Genomic DNA, 16,309 nt, shown 5'->3' on the forward strand with positions numbered 1-16,309 from the left:
ATAACCAACGGATTTATCCTTGGGAAAATTAATATCAGATTGCAAAACGGTTTTATCGGTTTTTTGTGGTTGTTAAAGCCTACTCAATTACAGCCTCTATCACATCCACGCCATCCGGCTTCCAGTATAGCCGGGGACTTTGAGCCGATCTCAATGGTTCAGTATCCATTCCCACAATGTCCTCCCCACAGGTATAGACCGTCTGTACTTTTTGCCCAAACATGATCCTCAGGTCCCTGACTTTACTCACATCTCCCTTCACCCAATTCACCGTAAAATCTGTTTCCGGCAGATCCTCGGATTCCTGAATTAGGAAATCCTTCAACCAAAGCTGATTCCGTTGAATCCCCTCGTTATATGCATACTGATACTTGAGATTGGGAGTCGGCTTTTGGTGCTGTGGGTTTTGTTTCCAGTAGAAATTGATCGCCTGTTTCAGTTCCTCTTTTACTTCATCCAAACCAAGAGGCACTACCACCACCGCCACCGAGCGGCATCCTTTTCCTCCATACCTAAGTATGGCTTCAACTAAGTCTGCTTTTATCTCTTCACTCCACTCACTCAGATAAGCGATCGAAAACTTGGCCGTTCGGATGATATAGTTCGCATCGGTCTTGGCTGCTTTCAGTTTCTGGATCTCGTTTTTTACATCGGGAACCGACTGTTCGGATCCGGCAAATACGACTTTATCTGCTTTCAGGTCTTTGAATGACATAAGATCAGTGGAATAGTGAACTTCCTGATCTGTTACTGTTCGTTGGATCTCATCCAGGAATGAAGCCAGCAGATAAGGATCTTTGCGAGAGAGCTTACCATAATAATCGGCGCCGGAAAGGACTACACCAATAGCAGTTTGAAATCCCACTAATGGCAAATTACCGGCATGCAGACAGAGCAGCTTATTTCCTTTGGCATTTTTTTGATCACTTAAACCAGATCGTTTAATCCACTCTGGAATTTCTCCGTTAGCTACACCATTCCGCAGTACCGCCAGCTGATGGAGAATATCCTCTTCACTGAATAAAACCTCTGAAACGGTTTTTTCTACGGCTTTCTGCAGGTATATGTCCTGTGGATCAAGCCAGTTTTTCGTAGCCGCTATAATTTGGTCGATATGTACTTTCTCCCAGCTCAATCCTGTTCAATCAAAAAGTTACAGCCTCTTAAATTCTGCGGATTCCAACGACCAAGCACTTGAAATACTCCGGCTTTGCTTTGAATCCCTTTATCACCGGTCAAAATAAACGAGCATGAATAGAGATTCGCAAGATCTATAACCCCGATCAGCCCTTCTTCACCTACCGGCATTTCATTCATAGGGTCTCTGGGATTGCGGATACTTACTTTCATCCAAGGCACACATTGGAACCACAAACTGCCCTGAGCATAAGCTTGTGAGAGTAACTCTGTCATCCCATACTCGGAATGGATCTGGGATATAGGGAGGCCAAATCCTTCAGCCAATTGTTTGTGCAATTGCTCCTTGTTGATTTCCCTGCGGTGAGTTTTCATACCACCAGTCTCAAGTATGACTGTGTCGTCATGCAACTGAACCGGATATTTTTCGATGATATCCATCAATCCAAACGCGGCCCCAAAGAGCATCAGTTTCTTATCTGCTGCTTGTATTTCCTTGATTTCTAAATCCTCCAAAGGTTTCCCCAGCTCCAGGAACTTACTCAGTCCGGACTCTTCTCTTTCGATCAACGTATTCAACATCCAGATCAAAGAAGAATTTGGATTGGAGTTGTAGCCAGGTGTGTAGGCCCAGATCACATATTCATCCAGATTATAGAATTGCTGCATTCCCTGAATGATGGATTGGCGGTAGATCTCGGGAACTGATACAAAGTGCCTGCTTCGATCCATGCCCGATGTTCCACTGCTTTGGAAAGATAGTGTTGAGTTTTGAGTGTTGAGTTTTGAGTTGTTCGGGGTTGTTATTACTTCTGTATCTTTGAATCCTTGAATTGGCAGTAATGGGATGTCAGATATGCCTGTTGGTTTTTTGATATTCAGGGCTTGGCAGAAGCGTTTGTAGACCGGATTGTTTTGGCTTTGAAATTTAAAAACCTGCATGGCTTTTTCTTCAAAGCTCCTATCTTCGCCAATTAAGTCATCAGGGGAAAACATTTTGCTAGCTTTAGGAGCTTGTATATCGAACAAAGAACACTAAATTTAAAAATAATTCGAATTTATTAAGATTTTTGCCTGCCATTCTACATTTGAGTTTAAAATTCAGTATTTCAACCCCTTAGCACCGATATCGGAGCGATAATATACTTTATCAAAATGAATTTTTTCCACATCAAAATAGGTATTCTTGATAGCTGTTTCGAGATCTGCGCCCGAGCCAACGATGTTCAGTACTCGTCCTCCGTTGGTGTAAAGCTTGTCACTCTCTTCCTTGGTTCCGGCATGAAAGACAATGGCATTTTTAACCTCATCGAGTCCGGTGATCTCCTTTCCTTTTTCGTAGGACTCAGGATAGCCACCTGAGGCAAGCACTACGCAACATCTCACATCATCATCAAACTGAATGTCGGTCTCTCCTAATCTCCCTTCCGTAGTGGCTACAATGATCTCGAGCAGATCAGACTGCATTCGTGGAAGTATCACTTGGCATTCGGGATCCCCAAAACGGCAGTTGTATTCCACTACCTTAGGGCCTGCATCCGTTATCATCAATCCGCAGTAAAGAATACCCGAGTAGGGATTACCTTCTTCTTTCATTCCGGAGATGGTGGGCTCGATGATCTCATTCTCAACGCGTTTGAGAATCTCATCAGTTACGACAGGCGCCGGCGAATAGGCTCCCATTCCCCCGGTATTCAGCCCCGTATCTCCCTCACCAATACGTTTGTGATCCTGAGCATTACCGATCACCTTCCATGATGTCCCGTCAGAAATAGCGAAAACGGAAGCTTCCTCACCCACCATGAACTCCTCTATCACTAATCTACTGGCGGCTTTTTTAAGGGAGTCGCTGTGTTTGAGTTCATCCAACACGGCAAGGGCGTCTTCTTCTGTTTCGGGAATGAATACCCCTTTACCTCCGGCCAGTCCGTCTGCTTTTAGAACCACAGGATATTTTCCCTGTTCTTTGATGTATTCAGCAGCCTCGTCAAAATTTTCCTGATCGAATACACGATATCCAGCAGTCGGGATATTGTGCCGCTCCATGAATTCCTTGGCAAATTCCTTACTTCCCTCAAGCATAGCTGCCTGCAGTTTGGGACCAAATACAGCGTGGCCTTTGGCTTGCAGGAAATTGGCCATGCCATCCACAAGGGGTTGCTCGGGACCAACCACGGTGATATCAATTTCTTTTTTCTGAATAAATTCCCACACCAAATCCAGGTCAGAGACATCTAGAGTAACATTTTCTCCGGTTTTTGCGGTACCCGGATTTCCCGGAGCCACGTATAATTTGTCCAATTGAGGAGATTCAGATATGGCGCGGGCCAATGCATGCTCACGTCCACCACTGCCGATCAGGAGTACAGTGTGTTTCATAACTCAGGCCAAGTCTTCAGCTATAGTTATGATCTCTGAAAAACTTTCGGCATCCAGAGACGCACCGCCGATCAATCCGCCATCGACATCTTTCTGACCTAACAGCTCATTGGCATTTCCAGGCTTCATGCTTCCACCATACAGAATGTTGATCTGCTCTGCGCTATCCTCATCATAAAGTTCAGTAAGTACAGAACGAATGTGCTCGTGCATTTCCTGCGCTTGTTCAGGAGAGGCTGTTTCACCTGTACCTATCGCCCAGATCGGTTCATAAGCGATCACAACATCTAATATATCTTTTTCAGAAACCTCATGAAGGGCTGCTGTGATCTGGTTTTTAACAAGCCCAAAATGCTTATCAGATTTGCGCTGTTCCAGGCTTTCACCAACACAAACGATCGGTGCCAGCTTATGCTCTAATGCTTTATGAACACGTTTGTTAACGGTTTTATCGGTTTCTCCGAAGTACTGACGGCGCTCTGAATGACCAACGATCACATAATTGCAGCCACTTTCTGCCAGCATGCTTCCGCTGATCTCTCCGGTATAAGCTCCGTTCTCTTCAAAGTGCAGATTCTGGGCTCCTACCTGGATGTCAGTGTCGTACAGGTATTTTACAGCCATACCGATGGAAACGAAAGGAGGACAAACTAAAACATCCACATTTTCATCGATCTCTGACTTTTTCTCTATAAGACCTTCCAATAATTCAGCGGCATCATATGGACCGCAATTCATTTTCCAGTTACCGGCTATAAGTAATCTTCGCATGATGTGAGTTGTTTTATAATTAACTAGGTGAGTTAGAATCATTGAATGTGCGGTTCAATCCCTGGATGACCTCGGAAAATTCATTTCTCTCATATTTCCGGATCACGACGCCATCCTTATCGATAAGAATTCGGGTAGGAACCTGAACCACATTGAATTTCTGTATAACGTCCTGAACATCAAATGAACCAAGTTTTGCAACCGGCCAGGCCTTGCGTCGTTCATCAAAAAAGGCATTGACCGTTACTTCACTCTGATCCAATGGAATCGTAAATATGTTTAGTCCGTAATTCTTGTAGATCTCACTTATGACCATTGTTCGGTCGTAGTCGTTCTGATATTCAAAATTTGCAAGAGGTGTGATCTCAATAATGTATGTGCTGCCCTTAAGCTTTTCGTTGCTTACGGTATCCCCTTCCATTGTGACAAAAGAAAAATCGGGAGCTGTAACACCGGGAGCCAGATAGTTAAGGTCATAACGAATACGCCTTATCCATTTTTTAGAGGATGGACTATCAGAATAATCCTGCTCATAATTGTCCAAAAGATCTTTGGCTTCTTTTATCCGTGAGCTGTCAAAATACATCTGAATTTTATCTCTAACTATAAATTCCGTCACTTCCTCATTTTCTGAGATCCTGATAAGTGAATCGAGGTAATCGGAAGCCTCATCAAATCCTTCACTTTGTGCGATGTAGGGTTTGCCTAACTGCAAGGCAACAGAAAACATATAATCCGCCGGTAACACTTCATCGATTCGTGCCATCATAGCATCAGAATCCCAATTGCCCAGCAACTCCGCAGATTTTTCGGCTGCCAGGTAAGAGGCCATAGTATTTTCGTGAGCCTCATAGACCTGCCAATATAACTCAGACCATTTCTTGGTTTCGTCAAGGATCTGAGAATCAGGTACGGCTCCGCTCATGATAAAAGCCCCGACCCTTTGGAAACTACGATCCACTCGGTTCAGTGTTTGCATTGCTTCATGCTCGTTAGAATCAAGAGTCAGAGTTTCACGGATATTGGGTAGTTGAGCGTTCACCCTTAAGGTATCATTTTCAGCCAATATCACACGAAAAGATGCCAGGTCATTATTATTCCGGCTAATGATCATTGGATAATAGTTCCGGTTTGGGAAACTCACTTCTCCTTCAAATGCGCCGGATTGATCTGTTAGTGTATGGAACAAAGTATCGATGGGAGCATTAGAGGAATCTCTTTTTACGATGGTCACACCGATTCCTGAGAAATCTCCGCTGCTGTCGATAGAATCAGCAACCGTAATGGTACCTGTAACCAAAGTTTTTTTAACCTCAGATCTGTTTGAACACGCAACAGTTAGTAGCAATAGAGTTAATGCAGCTAATAGCGTAATTTTTTTCATAAGAGTAGAAAGACCGAGTTATCAGTCGTTTAGCTTTTTAGTGATTAGATCTTTAACCAATTTCGGATTTGCTTTACCTTGTGAGGCTTTCATAGCCTGTCCAATAAAAAATCCGATTAGTTGTTTTTTTCCTTCCTTAAAGCGCTGTACTTCATCCGGGTTGTTTTCGATAATTTCATCTACGATAGGCTCGAGAAATCCAGAATCAGAAACCTGAATTAGATTCATCTCTTTTGCCAATTCTTCCGGGTCATTATCCTTAATCAGCATTTCATTGAAAATATCCTGCATAGCCGAAGAGTTTATCTTATCGTCCTCTTTTAACATTACCAGCTTCGATACTCTTTCGGCTGATACTGGAAATTCCCGTATATCAATGCTCCTTTCGTTTAATACCCTTAACACTTCACTGAGAACAATATTAGATGCTGATTTCGGATTACCCAAAAATTCTACAACGTCTTCATAATAATCTGCCAGATATCTGCTGTCTGTAATAGTGACTGCATCATCAATACTCATATCGTAATCATCAATAAACCGTTTACGGCGTACATCCGCAAGTTCCGGTAATTCTTCCCTGATATCATTCAGCATTTTTTCAGTTACCCTGATCGGAGGAAGATCCGGCTCAGGAAAGTAGCGGTAATCGTGAGCCTCTTCTTTTGAGCGCATCGGCCGGCTCTGCATTTTTGAAGTATCCCACAGTCGGGTCTGTTGCACAACTTCACCACCATCCTCTATCAACTCTATCTGACGGTAGATCTCATAGTGAATGGCTCGCTCCACATTTCGAAATGAGTTCATGTTCTTCAGCTCAGTTCGTGTACCAAATTTCTCTCGCCCGCGCGGACGTACAGACACGTTTGCATCGCATCGCAAGCTTCCCTCTTCCATATTACCATCACATATCTCAAGATATTGAACGATTTGTTTGATCTTGGATAAATAAGCATAAGCCTCTTGTGGCGTTCGCAAGTCCGGTTCCGAAACGATCTCAATAAGTGGTGTGCCTGCACGGTTCAGATCCACTAGTGTATTGTACGGATCCTGATCGTGTATGGATTTACCCGCATCCTCTTCCATATGAATACGGGTTATACCGATTCGTTTGTCATAATCCTCCAGCTGAATATCAACAAATCCACCGAAGCAGATCGGTGTATCGAACTGTGAGATCTGATATCCCTTAGGAAGATCCGGGTAGAAATAGTTTTTTCGGGCAAAAATTGACTTTTCAGCTACATCACATTTGGTAGCCAATCCCATTTTAATGATATACCGAACCAGGTTTTCATTCACCACAGGAAGCGTGCCGGGGTGACCCAGACAAAGGGGTGTAACCTGCGTGTTAGGTGCTGCCCCATATTCAGGTCTTACAGGTGCAAAAGCCTTGCTTTCGGTAAGAAGTTGTGCATGAACTTCAAGGCCAATCACAGCCTCATATTTTTCGTGATCAATCGTACTCATTCAGAACTGTTTCGGTCAAGATTTACTGATCATGGAAGATATTAAAGTTGTGTGACAGTTTGGAATGTTTCTTAAGCTAAATGACCCGTTTAAAATAACTGAGAAAAATTGATCCCCCATGCCGTTCGCTATTGGATAAAGCCTGTAAAGAAATGATTGTGTCAGTTTATGGGTTTTTAAAATTAACTTTCCACACTAATTCTATCTTATGAAATATTTAGCCACCTTTATCTTATTGCTATTTTCTGTTACCTCAGCGTTCTCTCAAAGCTATGCTATCAATCAGCTTGAAAACTCACCCCGTCATAATGAGTGGGTAACCATCGAGTCTAATGACAGAACACTGCACAATTTTGTGGCTTATCCTGAATCATCAGAACCGGCTCCTGTCGTTATTGTGATCCATGAAAATAGAGGCTTAAATGCCTGGGCAAGAAGTTTCACTGATCAGCTGGCTGAAAAAGGGTTTATTGCCATAGCCCCTGATCTCATTTCCAACACCGTGGATGGCATTGAAAAAACAAGTGACTTCACCAACTCAGATGCAGCCCGGCAGGCTATTTATGACCTTGATCCCGATCACGTGACGACCGACCTCATGAATGTACTTGAGTATGCTAAAAGCATTTCAGCCGGAAACGGACAAATTGCGGTAACAGGCTTTTGCTGGGGTGGATCACAGTCATTTCGCTTTGCTACCAATGCCGGAGACATGATAGACGCCGCCTTCGTCTTTTACGGTACCGGTCCGGATAAAGCTGAAGCCTATAGTTCTATTCAGGTTCCGGTATATGGCTTCTACGGTGGGAACGATGAGAGAGTGAATTCCACGATCGAAGACTCCAAAGAAGCTATGGATAAGTACGACAAAACTTTCCAGTACGAGATCTATGAAGGCGCCGGACATGCCTATATGCGCCGCGGTGATGATCCTAGTGCCGCATCAGATGACCCAAATGTAAAGGCGCGAAATGCCTCATGGGAGCGACTGGTTAAACTGCTGGAAAATCTTTGAGAGATCTCAATTTAAATGATGATTTAGCTCTAAAATCTTCTTAAGTTTGAAATTATAATTTCAATGCCCGAGTGGCGGAATTGGTAGACGCGTGCGCTTCAGGTGCGTATGCCCTCACGGGCGTGGAGGTTCAAGTCCTCTCTCGGGTACAATTAGCCCTGTAAAGCACTGTTTTTACAGGGTTATTTTGTTTTAGCTAAAATAAAGCAACTACACCTCGATCTGACCATCCTCTGTAAGGCACAACATAAATAGTGACCTTCCTGATCATACCAACACTCCTCATTTTCTACTCCGATTCCTTAGGATCATTCATAATATTTATTGTTTCAGACCATATTCATAAAAGATAACAGGAATATGGCATTACCAATAAAAGAAAACCCACAGTAACAAAGCCATTTCCACATCAGTTTGGGTAGCTTGATCAAAACGGTTCACTTGTTACACTACTCGGGTTTTCTTTCAAAATCAGATACTAAGCAATAAACATCTTTACTTTAAAATAATGGAATCTTACCCCTTACCCTATAATCGATAAGTTCTTTTGAATGTAATGAAGACCCCTACAGTAATTTTTTTAAATCCATCTAATTAAGAAAAAACATGCTGTAGATCACAAACCCGAATGAGCTCCCTTTTCATTTTTTCGAAACCGGAGCTTTAGTTGAAATTTGTCAATAGCATCAATTTCAAATTCAGCATCTAACTGTCCTATCAATGTTTTGATCAGCGTTACACCAAGTGTATTTGATTCTTCGAATTTTGGGGCATCAAATCCTACCCCATCATCCTTATATTTCACTTCGACTACTCCATCTTTTTCAGTCACATTAATATGGATGATTCCTTCTTCTCTACCGACAAAAGCATGCTTGAACGAATTCGTGATAAGCTCGTTTAACAGCAATCCTAGCGGTATTGCCTGATTTATATTAACCTCTTTAGTATCAAATTGGTGAATGATCTGTACTTTCTGATCCGAGGAAGTGAACATATCCCTGATACGTCCTATCAGCTTTTCCCCGTATTCCTCAAATGACACCTCTGTAAAACTATCGGAGTTGTATAACAATTCGTGGACGGAAGCAATAGAATGTATTCTATTCTGAGTTTCTTTAAGAATTTCATTCAAGCCTTTGTCTCGAATACCAGCTTTCTGAAGCTCTATAAGTCCAGTTATGATCGCAAGATTATTTTTGACCCTGTGGTGAACCTCGGATAACAACACTTCTTTCTCATTCAGGGAATTTTCTAGTCTTTGCTGATATTCTTTTTCGCGAGTAATATCTTCAAGAGTAACCAGCATCTGCTTTTCATTATCCGAATCGGTAACCATTTGTCCAACATTCAATCGCAGATACATCTTTTTTCCATCCTTACGAGTCCTCACAACTTCTTTGTTCTTAATGTTTCCTTCAACCTCCCGCTGCTCCATTAATTTATCGAACTCCGCCTTGGTCTCTTTAGATATGTGAGGCAGGAACCGGCCTAAAACCTCCTCTTTTTTCCAACCCAATAATTTCTCGGCAGCCTCATTCCAAAAGTCAGTAATAACTCCGTTTCGATTAATAGAATAAATAGCCATTGGAGAATTCTCGATCAGTGCCCTGATCTTTTGATTTGCGGATTTTGCATTGATACGTGCTTCATTAGCGGTGAGCACATAAAACATCAAAAATCCGGCTACAAGGCTAAGGATCAACCCGAGTATTAAATTCATGATCAGACCACTCTGCGCATTATTACTCGCCGATGAATGGCTGGATATCACTGTTATAGACCAGTTACCGGTCTTGATCTGAGCTGGATCAAAATCGATAGTACTCTGAAAGGATCCATTCTCAGAATATTGCTGTTGACGATCAAACTCGTAGAATATCTTTCCAAATTCGTCCTGAAGCTTCACATAATACTGATCCAAACCCTGCATAATCGTATCAAAACGCTCCTTGAAATTAAGCGCCGCTGTAATACTCCCTTTGAACTCATCCTCATAGTAGACAGGTGCATCAACCAGAAAAGCATTGGGTCCCTGAACCAACTTCAGCCAGTGGGTAAGGTTTATCACTGAATCATCTCTTGCAGACTCCCAGTCCGAGCGACGGTAATCCAGTTCAGAAATATCCAGTCCAATAGCATTTTCATTTCCTTTTACCGGTTCTATCCTACGGACCACCATATCACTGTCTATCCACTCTACCAGTAGAAAAGCAGGATCCTGTTCTATTGTCAGTGATGCATCAAATTCCCAGTAATCAAAATATCCGCCATCTGTGACTTCGATCCTGCTTTTTAGATTTTGCAAGGTTTTGACAGATTCCAGTACTCTGTTCTGAAATTGCTGCTTTATCAGCTGGCCGGTGTCCTGAACGGTCTTTGCACGGGAATTACGCTGTTCCTGCTCGTTTGTATACCACAAAAGTATAACGCCTGCACTGAACAGCGCACCAACCATTATTGAGAGAAGTAATCTGTATTTTAGATCTGAAAGTGCCAAAGCATACTTGCCAATTGGTGATGCTCTACAATAGCACTATGCAATCTATTTTACCAACATTAATTTACCCGTTTCAACTCTTCCTTCTACTATTATACGATAAATATAAACACCGCTTGACCAATCACCGGCCTGTACACGCTGCACATACCGTCCCCGGCTTTGTTCACCATCAACAACGGTTTCAACCAGTTTTCCAAGCATGTCAAAGATCTCGAGTTTTACATAGGAATCTTGAGGTAGCTTATACGGAATATTCGTTGAGGGATTGAATGGATTTGGGTAGTTGTTTTGCAGTTCAACGGTCCTATTCTCTTCTAATGCATCGCCGTTCAAAGGGATAAGAATAGGACTAGAAGTGTTTACTCCATTATGAGTAATGCGGATCTCACCTGAATTATTACCAGGGAGCTGAGGCCGATATGTAACCAGGATCTCCTGACTTTCACCAGGTTCAACATTAAGAAATATTGAGCCTTTGCTGTTATCCAAAGAATAGACACTGGTTCCGGAAGATAATTCAACCCTTCCCACGAGCGTATTTTCTGAATTTATGTTGTTACTGATCACGATAGTGGTATCAAGCCGGTTGTTGACGTTGGTCACACCAAAATCGACCTCAGAATCGTCCACCTCAACAATTGAGGTAGCACCCAACAATGCAAAACAACCACCACCAAGTGGCCAACCCATATCTGCAAAGATCCCACACATCACAGGGCCCGGTGAGTGAATGGCAAAGGCGTTATCGATCTGAGGACGCATCAGGGCATCATCAGTTTTTTCGAAAGTAGTCAGGTCGACATGTGAGTAACTTGAGCCACCATTCCAAGAGGGGGGGGCATAGATTGGCACCGGCAGATTCTCATAGGCTCCATTAGCCTGATCACCGATAAAGAATAAACCTCCACTGTTACCTGTTACAGCATTATAAAGGGAAGTAGATGGATTGGGATAAATATCTGTATTAATCACAGATTGACTGAATCCATCTTCAATAAAAGTATCATATATATAAGGGCGTATTGGGTCACCCTGCCCCCAAGAGGCTTCCTGTGCATCCGAGTCGCCTTTCATAGAACCTGTAAAACCCAGTCCGTGCCCTATCTCATGGAGAACTACAGTTACAAAATCTATGAACCCTCCCGGAGGATTGGCATCTGTTTCATAGTGCCATGAGCCGTAAGAGGAGTTCATATTCACCCGGATATCATACTCTACATCATAAGGATTTCCAGCTAGCAGGTCTACGCCTTCCATGGCGCTCGCTTGTGCTATAGGATACCAATCACCATTGATTGGATACACGAGTGTCGGTCCTGCGCTGCCAAGGACCCTGTCTCCGAGGTCTTTCCAATTGGCTTCAATTTTGATCGGTATCTCAGAATCAATGTGTGACTCCCAGATAGTCATTGCATACTCAAAGGCATTGCGGGCCTCCTGAGTCCACCCGCCCACATAATCAACCTGAATTGAAGCCGTCTTTGCGCGGTAATCTCCTTTTTCACGAAATTCCTCGACCCCTTTATAATAAAAAACATCACGATAGGTTGGCTCAAACGTACAGATCTGCTCCTGCTCAGGAGCAAGTCTGGCAAGAACACCGGGATCAGTGGTCGGAATATTATTTTGAGCCTGAGCAGGCATAAAAGCCAGTAGGATCAGCATTAGATTCATCAAAAATATAAATATAGCTCTTTGCATAATGTAAAAGATAAAATATCCTGCCACCTGCAAGAACAGGATACGGGATAATCATTTTGAGTAAAAATTATGTTAAGTGTGATTCCCTCAATTTTCTGTAATATACTAACAACTCAAGGGCATCTCTCCTGTCAATTAAACTAAAACTTATTTCGTTTCCCTGCCACACTTGTCCTAATCTCCAGAGGTCGGCATCTGCTACCTTTAAAATACGCGGATACCCTCCTACTGATTGTGCATCGTTCATTAGAATAACTGGCTGCCCATCGGGTGGTAATTGCACAATTCCCGGCACCACCGGTGCGGAGCTAAAATTTGATTCTGCAATATTCAACGCCTTTTTGCTTTGCAAACGGATGCCCATTCGATTGCTTGAACTTGAGAGACCGAATCTGTTTTCGAGTATAAACCTTTGCTTTTCTTTGCTAAGCCAATGCCACTCAGGGCCGACTATTACCCTGATCTGTTGATGCTTACTAAAGTGTGGGATTAATTTTTCAGGAACTCTCTTTTCAGTATGCTGAACATCAGTAATATCCGCTTCTATCTGATCCCCGCTTTTGAGTTCCCTTCCTTTAAATCCCCCTAATCCTGCATCCCGATACGTCGAATAACTGCCACAATATTTTTTTATCTTCAACTCACCTGCAACGGCCAGATATATCCGTGCTCCCCTGACTACGCTGCCAATTTTAAGGCGCTCTCCCTCAGCAACTTTCACAGTTTCATTTTGTTGAACCAATCGGTCACCGACCATGATTTTGGCTACACCGCCTGTGACCCCAATTGCCACCTCTTTGGAGAACTCAAATTCACATTTCCCAAATGTTATTTCCAGCAGTGGACTTTCAACATCATTCCCAACCAACCAGTTAGCCAGTTCAGCGCAGTGCGTATCCATTGTACCACTGAGCGGCACGCCTATTTTCCGTAATCCTTTTCTCCCCGGTATATCCTGAACCGTCGTTAGTAATCCCGGATCAATGACTTCAAAAGCGGTGATCATGAATTCAAATCCATTTTCAACCTTTTAAATTCTTGTTCACTTATCGGTTCAAAAATAACCGTATCTCCCAGATCAACCATAACCGGCGGATCGTTATCGCTGTTGAAGAAACTGAGAGGTGTTCGGCCTAAGATCTGCCAGCCACCAGGACTTTCAAGTGAATAAACACCCGTTTGATCTCCACCAATCCCAACGGCCCCCTCGGGCACTCTGGTTCGCGGTTCATTCTTTCGGGGACAGCTTATTCTTTGATCTAATCCATGCAGGTAAAGAAATCCGGGAATAAAACCCATCATAGCAACCGTATAATGTTGTTCCGAATGGAGCTGAATGATGCCCTCCCTTTTTAAGCCGGTATGGGCTTCAAGGTCATCCCAGTCCAGACCAATTTCATAACAAACCGGAACGTGGATCTTCTTGTGACTAACTTTATGATCTCCGGGGTTCTCAAAGATCCCACTCAGCTGATCAATGAATGGCTTTGTATCGTATACCGGTTCATCAAAAAGTAAACCTATGCTTCCATAGGTAGGAATAACGTCCGTAAGACGATTCAAACCATTTTTTTCTATAAGACTGCAAACTTTGTGAATCACTGAAAGCTCAGTGCCATCGACTGCAGGTTCCAATACAAGCGCATTTTCCCCTAAAGTACTCAGGTTCCAATCGATTTTATCAATTTGCAGTGATCTCAATACCATGATCTGTCAAGAAATCGTGAATATCTTTAGCTAGTTTGGCGGCGCCTTCGGTATCGCTATGCAGGCATAGAGTGTCGGCAGAGATAGGCAGTTCAAGTCCTTCATGGGTAGTTACAGTTCCTTCAAGAAAACCTTTAAGCTGATTTATAACCAACTCCGTATCTATCAGAACCGCGCCATCTAATTTTCTGGATCTAAGCGAAAGGTCATCCTCATAGCTGCGATCTGCAAATACCTCATTCTTTACAATAAGCCCTGCGTCCTCAGCTACTTCTTTAAGTACTGAACCTTCAGGGGCATATAAGATCATATCATTTTTTAGCTGAACCACTGCTTTTACAACACCAACAGCCGTTTCTTCATCCTTGGTTGCAAAATTATACAGTGCCCCATGGGGTTTTACATGATGCATTTCAGACCCGAGGGCTTCCGTCATACCCTTAAGAGCAGATATTTGGTATAGCACGCAGGCTTTCAGTTCTTCCACGGTCAGATTCATCACTCTGCGTCCAAAGCCCTGCAGATCCGGATACGACGGATGGGCTCCAATGGCTACATCATGCTTCTGTGCCAGTTGAATGGTCTTCGATATAGCAATCGGATCACCCGAATGAAACCCACAGGCAATATTACAGCTGCTTATGTATGGCATGATGGCCGCATCTCTCTCCTCGTTATACATTCCGTAGAATTCACCAAGGTCGCAATTGATATCTAACTTCGTAATCATGATCACAATATATTTAGTACGGAATTCAAGCTTCTGAAACCTACAAGTAATGCTACCAGAATCACAAATACTCCCAAAACATTCTGATGCAAATTATTACGATTGCTTCCCAAAAGCAGAGGTTTATTCATAATGTAAAGCAGGAAGATCGCTATGACTGGCAGAGTTATTCCATTTGCCACCTGGGCAAATTCAATGAGCTTTACAGGATTATAGCTGACTGCGGAAAATACTACTCCAGTAAAAAGTACCACCATCCAAACGATTCGGAATTTGGTTTCCTTCAGATCACCTTTCCATCCTAATAATCCCTTGGTGGCATAGGCGGCTGCAAGCGGTGCCGTTACGGCAGAAGTAATACCTGCTGCAAATAACCCGATACCCATAAAGGTCTTCGCCCAACTACCTAGTAATGGCTCCAGTTGGCGAGCCATGTCCGCCGCACTTTTTACCTCATCTAAACTTCCATTTGCAGCTGCTGCACTCGTTATTACAACGCAAATAGAGATCAGCCCGCCCAATACGATCCCCACCGCATTTTCTATACGCATGTCAGATAGCTGTGTAAAGCTGGAATATCGTTCTTGAACTGTAGAAGCATGCAGAAACAGATTATAGGGAACCACCGTGGTACCGATCAGGGCTATGACCGTAAGAAATTCATCGGCTGATGCCTGTGGAATGAACATGCCTTTCAAAATAGCCGTTATATCCGGATCGATAACTACCGCTGTGGTCACAAAAACAATGCTCATGATGCCAACCAGAATGGTCATTACCTTCACAATACGTTTAAAATTTCCTGAAAACAGCAGCAGAAATGCAACAGCGCCTATCAGAACCGATGTCAGTTTAAGTGTGAAGCCATTAATCGTGACGTCCAATCCTACAAAGAATTCTTCCCAACCAAGAACCGCTCCCGAGATATTTCCTCCCTCATAGGCAATGTTCCCGATCACTATGGCACTCATCACCAGCAGAACACCGGCGATCCTTAATAAGGGGTGCCCAAGTTGCTCACGTATCGCCTCCCCGAATCCTTTCCGGGTAACAATACCCAGACGACCTGTCATTTCCTGTAGCGTTATAGTGGCAATGATCGAAAAAACCAATGCCCAGAGTAACATATATCCCGACCTTACTCCGGCCAAAGTACAAACAGTTACAGTTCCGGGGCCAATGAATGCTGCTGCCACTAAGGTACTGGGACCAAAGTATTTTTTTAATGGATTATTCATGCTTGAGTATATAGTATGTAACAGCTAAAATCCCAAACACATTAATTGCAAAAACTTTAAAAATATGATGACAGCGTAATTTACCATTGAATATCCTGATCGAATAGCTCTGATCGCAAAAACAGTACACGATCTGGTATCAGAGATGACTGGATAAAAAGAAAACATGTGGCAAATAGCTCTGTCAAATTCGGAAGTTATCACTTTAAATATGAAAGCAGTCGAGAAGGCAGGTGGTTCTTTGCGGAATTTCGATACCTAAACGTCAGAACTC

The 16,309-nt window shown here is 43.1% G+C and carries 13 protein-coding genes and 1 tRNA gene; 2 read left to right on the plus strand and 12 right to left on the minus strand.

Going from position 1 to position 16,309, the window contains the following annotated elements:
• Nucleotides 1–79: 79 nt before the first annotated feature.
• From ACKGJO_RS08020 to gatB, 6 genes are all read right to left on the minus strand, one after another.
• Complete coding sequence (locus tag ACKGJO_RS08020; RefSeq protein WP_411322895.1) at nucleotides 80–1,135, minus strand: acyl-CoA reductase; 1,056 nt, start codon at nucleotides 1,133–1,135, stop codon at nucleotides 80–82.
• On the minus strand, nucleotides 1,132–2,133 hold the full coding sequence (locus ACKGJO_RS08025) for a LuxE/PaaK family acyltransferase (RefSeq protein WP_411322896.1): 1,002 nt from the start codon (nucleotides 2,131–2,133) through the stop codon (nucleotides 1,132–1,134). The genes ACKGJO_RS08020 and ACKGJO_RS08025 overlap by 4 nt, the downstream gene beginning before the upstream one ends.
• Before the next feature lie 105 nt (nucleotides 2,134–2,238).
• Entirely contained in the window at nucleotides 2,239–3,516 is a 1,278-nt protein-coding gene (gene purD, locus ACKGJO_RS08030; RefSeq protein ID WP_411322897.1) for a phosphoribosylamine--glycine ligase, read from the minus strand.
• A 3-nt stretch (nucleotides 3,517–3,519) separates the two neighbouring features.
• Nucleotides 3,520–4,287 carry a triose-phosphate isomerase gene (tpiA, locus tag ACKGJO_RS08035; protein ID WP_411322898.1) on the minus strand — a complete coding sequence of 256 codons (768 nt, stop codon included), beginning with the start codon at nucleotides 4,285–4,287 and terminating at the stop codon, nucleotides 3,520–3,522.
• Nucleotides 4,288–4,306: 19 nt separating this feature from the next.
• Nucleotides 4,307–5,671, minus strand: coding sequence for a peroxiredoxin family protein (locus ACKGJO_RS08040; RefSeq protein WP_411322899.1), 1,365 nt, complete (start codon nucleotides 5,669–5,671; stop codon nucleotides 4,307–4,309).
• 21 nt (nucleotides 5,672–5,692) lie between these two features.
• Entirely contained in the window at nucleotides 5,693–7,141 is a 1,449-nt protein-coding gene (gene gatB / locus ACKGJO_RS08045; RefSeq protein ID WP_411322900.1) for an Asp-tRNA(Asn)/Glu-tRNA(Gln) amidotransferase subunit GatB, read from the minus strand.
• Between the two features lie 208 nt (nucleotides 7,142–7,349).
• Here gatB and ACKGJO_RS08050 point away from each other — a divergent pair, with 208 nt between their 5' ends.
• Together ACKGJO_RS08050 and ACKGJO_RS08055 are read left to right on the plus strand one after the other, a co-directional pair.
• Nucleotides 7,350–8,156, plus strand: coding sequence for a dienelactone hydrolase family protein (locus tag ACKGJO_RS08050; protein WP_411322901.1), 807 nt, complete (start codon nucleotides 7,350–7,352; stop codon nucleotides 8,154–8,156).
• Nucleotides 8,157–8,221: 65 nt separating this feature from the next.
• A tRNA-Leu gene (locus ACKGJO_RS08055) sits at nucleotides 8,222–8,305 on the plus strand.
• A 467-nt stretch (nucleotides 8,306–8,772) separates the two neighbouring features.
• On the opposite strand, the gene ACKGJO_RS08060 is transcribed toward ACKGJO_RS08055, so the two are convergent.
• The 6 genes from ACKGJO_RS08060 to ACKGJO_RS08085 all read right to left on the minus strand — a co-directional run bounded on the left by ACKGJO_RS08060 (nucleotide 8,773) and on the right by ACKGJO_RS08085 (nucleotide 16,035).
• Entirely contained in the window at nucleotides 8,773–10,656 is a 1,884-nt protein-coding gene (locus ACKGJO_RS08060) for a histidine kinase dimerization/phosphoacceptor domain -containing protein (protein WP_411322902.1), read from the minus strand.
• A gap of 45 nt (nucleotides 10,657–10,701) precedes the next feature.
• Nucleotides 10,702–12,360 (minus strand): T9SS type A sorting domain-containing protein, encoded by a 1,659-nt coding sequence (locus ACKGJO_RS08065; RefSeq protein ID WP_411322903.1) that lies wholly within the window; start codon nucleotides 12,358–12,360, stop codon nucleotides 10,702–10,704.
• A 67-nt stretch (nucleotides 12,361–12,427) separates the two neighbouring features.
• Nucleotides 12,428–13,366, minus strand: coding sequence for a 5-oxoprolinase subunit C family protein (locus ACKGJO_RS08070; protein ID WP_411322904.1), 939 nt, complete (start codon nucleotides 13,364–13,366; stop codon nucleotides 12,428–12,430).
• Nucleotides 13,363–14,061 (minus strand): 5-oxoprolinase subunit PxpB, encoded by a 699-nt coding sequence (gene pxpB, locus ACKGJO_RS08075; RefSeq protein WP_411322905.1) that lies wholly within the window; start codon nucleotides 14,059–14,061, stop codon nucleotides 13,363–13,365. The genes ACKGJO_RS08070 and pxpB overlap by 4 nt, the downstream gene beginning before the upstream one ends.
• Complete coding sequence (locus ACKGJO_RS08080) at nucleotides 14,042–14,797, minus strand: 5-oxoprolinase subunit PxpA (protein WP_411322906.1); 756 nt, start codon at nucleotides 14,795–14,797, stop codon at nucleotides 14,042–14,044. The genes pxpB and ACKGJO_RS08080 overlap by 20 nt, the downstream gene beginning before the upstream one ends.
• 2 nt (nucleotides 14,798–14,799) lie before the next feature.
• Entirely contained in the window at nucleotides 14,800–16,035 is a 1,236-nt protein-coding gene (locus tag ACKGJO_RS08085) for an Nramp family divalent metal transporter (protein WP_411322907.1), read from the minus strand.
• Nucleotides 16,036–16,309 lie beyond the last annotated feature (274 nt).

Source organism: Gracilimonas qinghaiensis (genome assembly GCF_046602855.1).
Taxonomy (GTDB): Bacteria; Bacteroidota; Rhodothermia; order Balneolales; family Balneolaceae; genus Gracilimonas.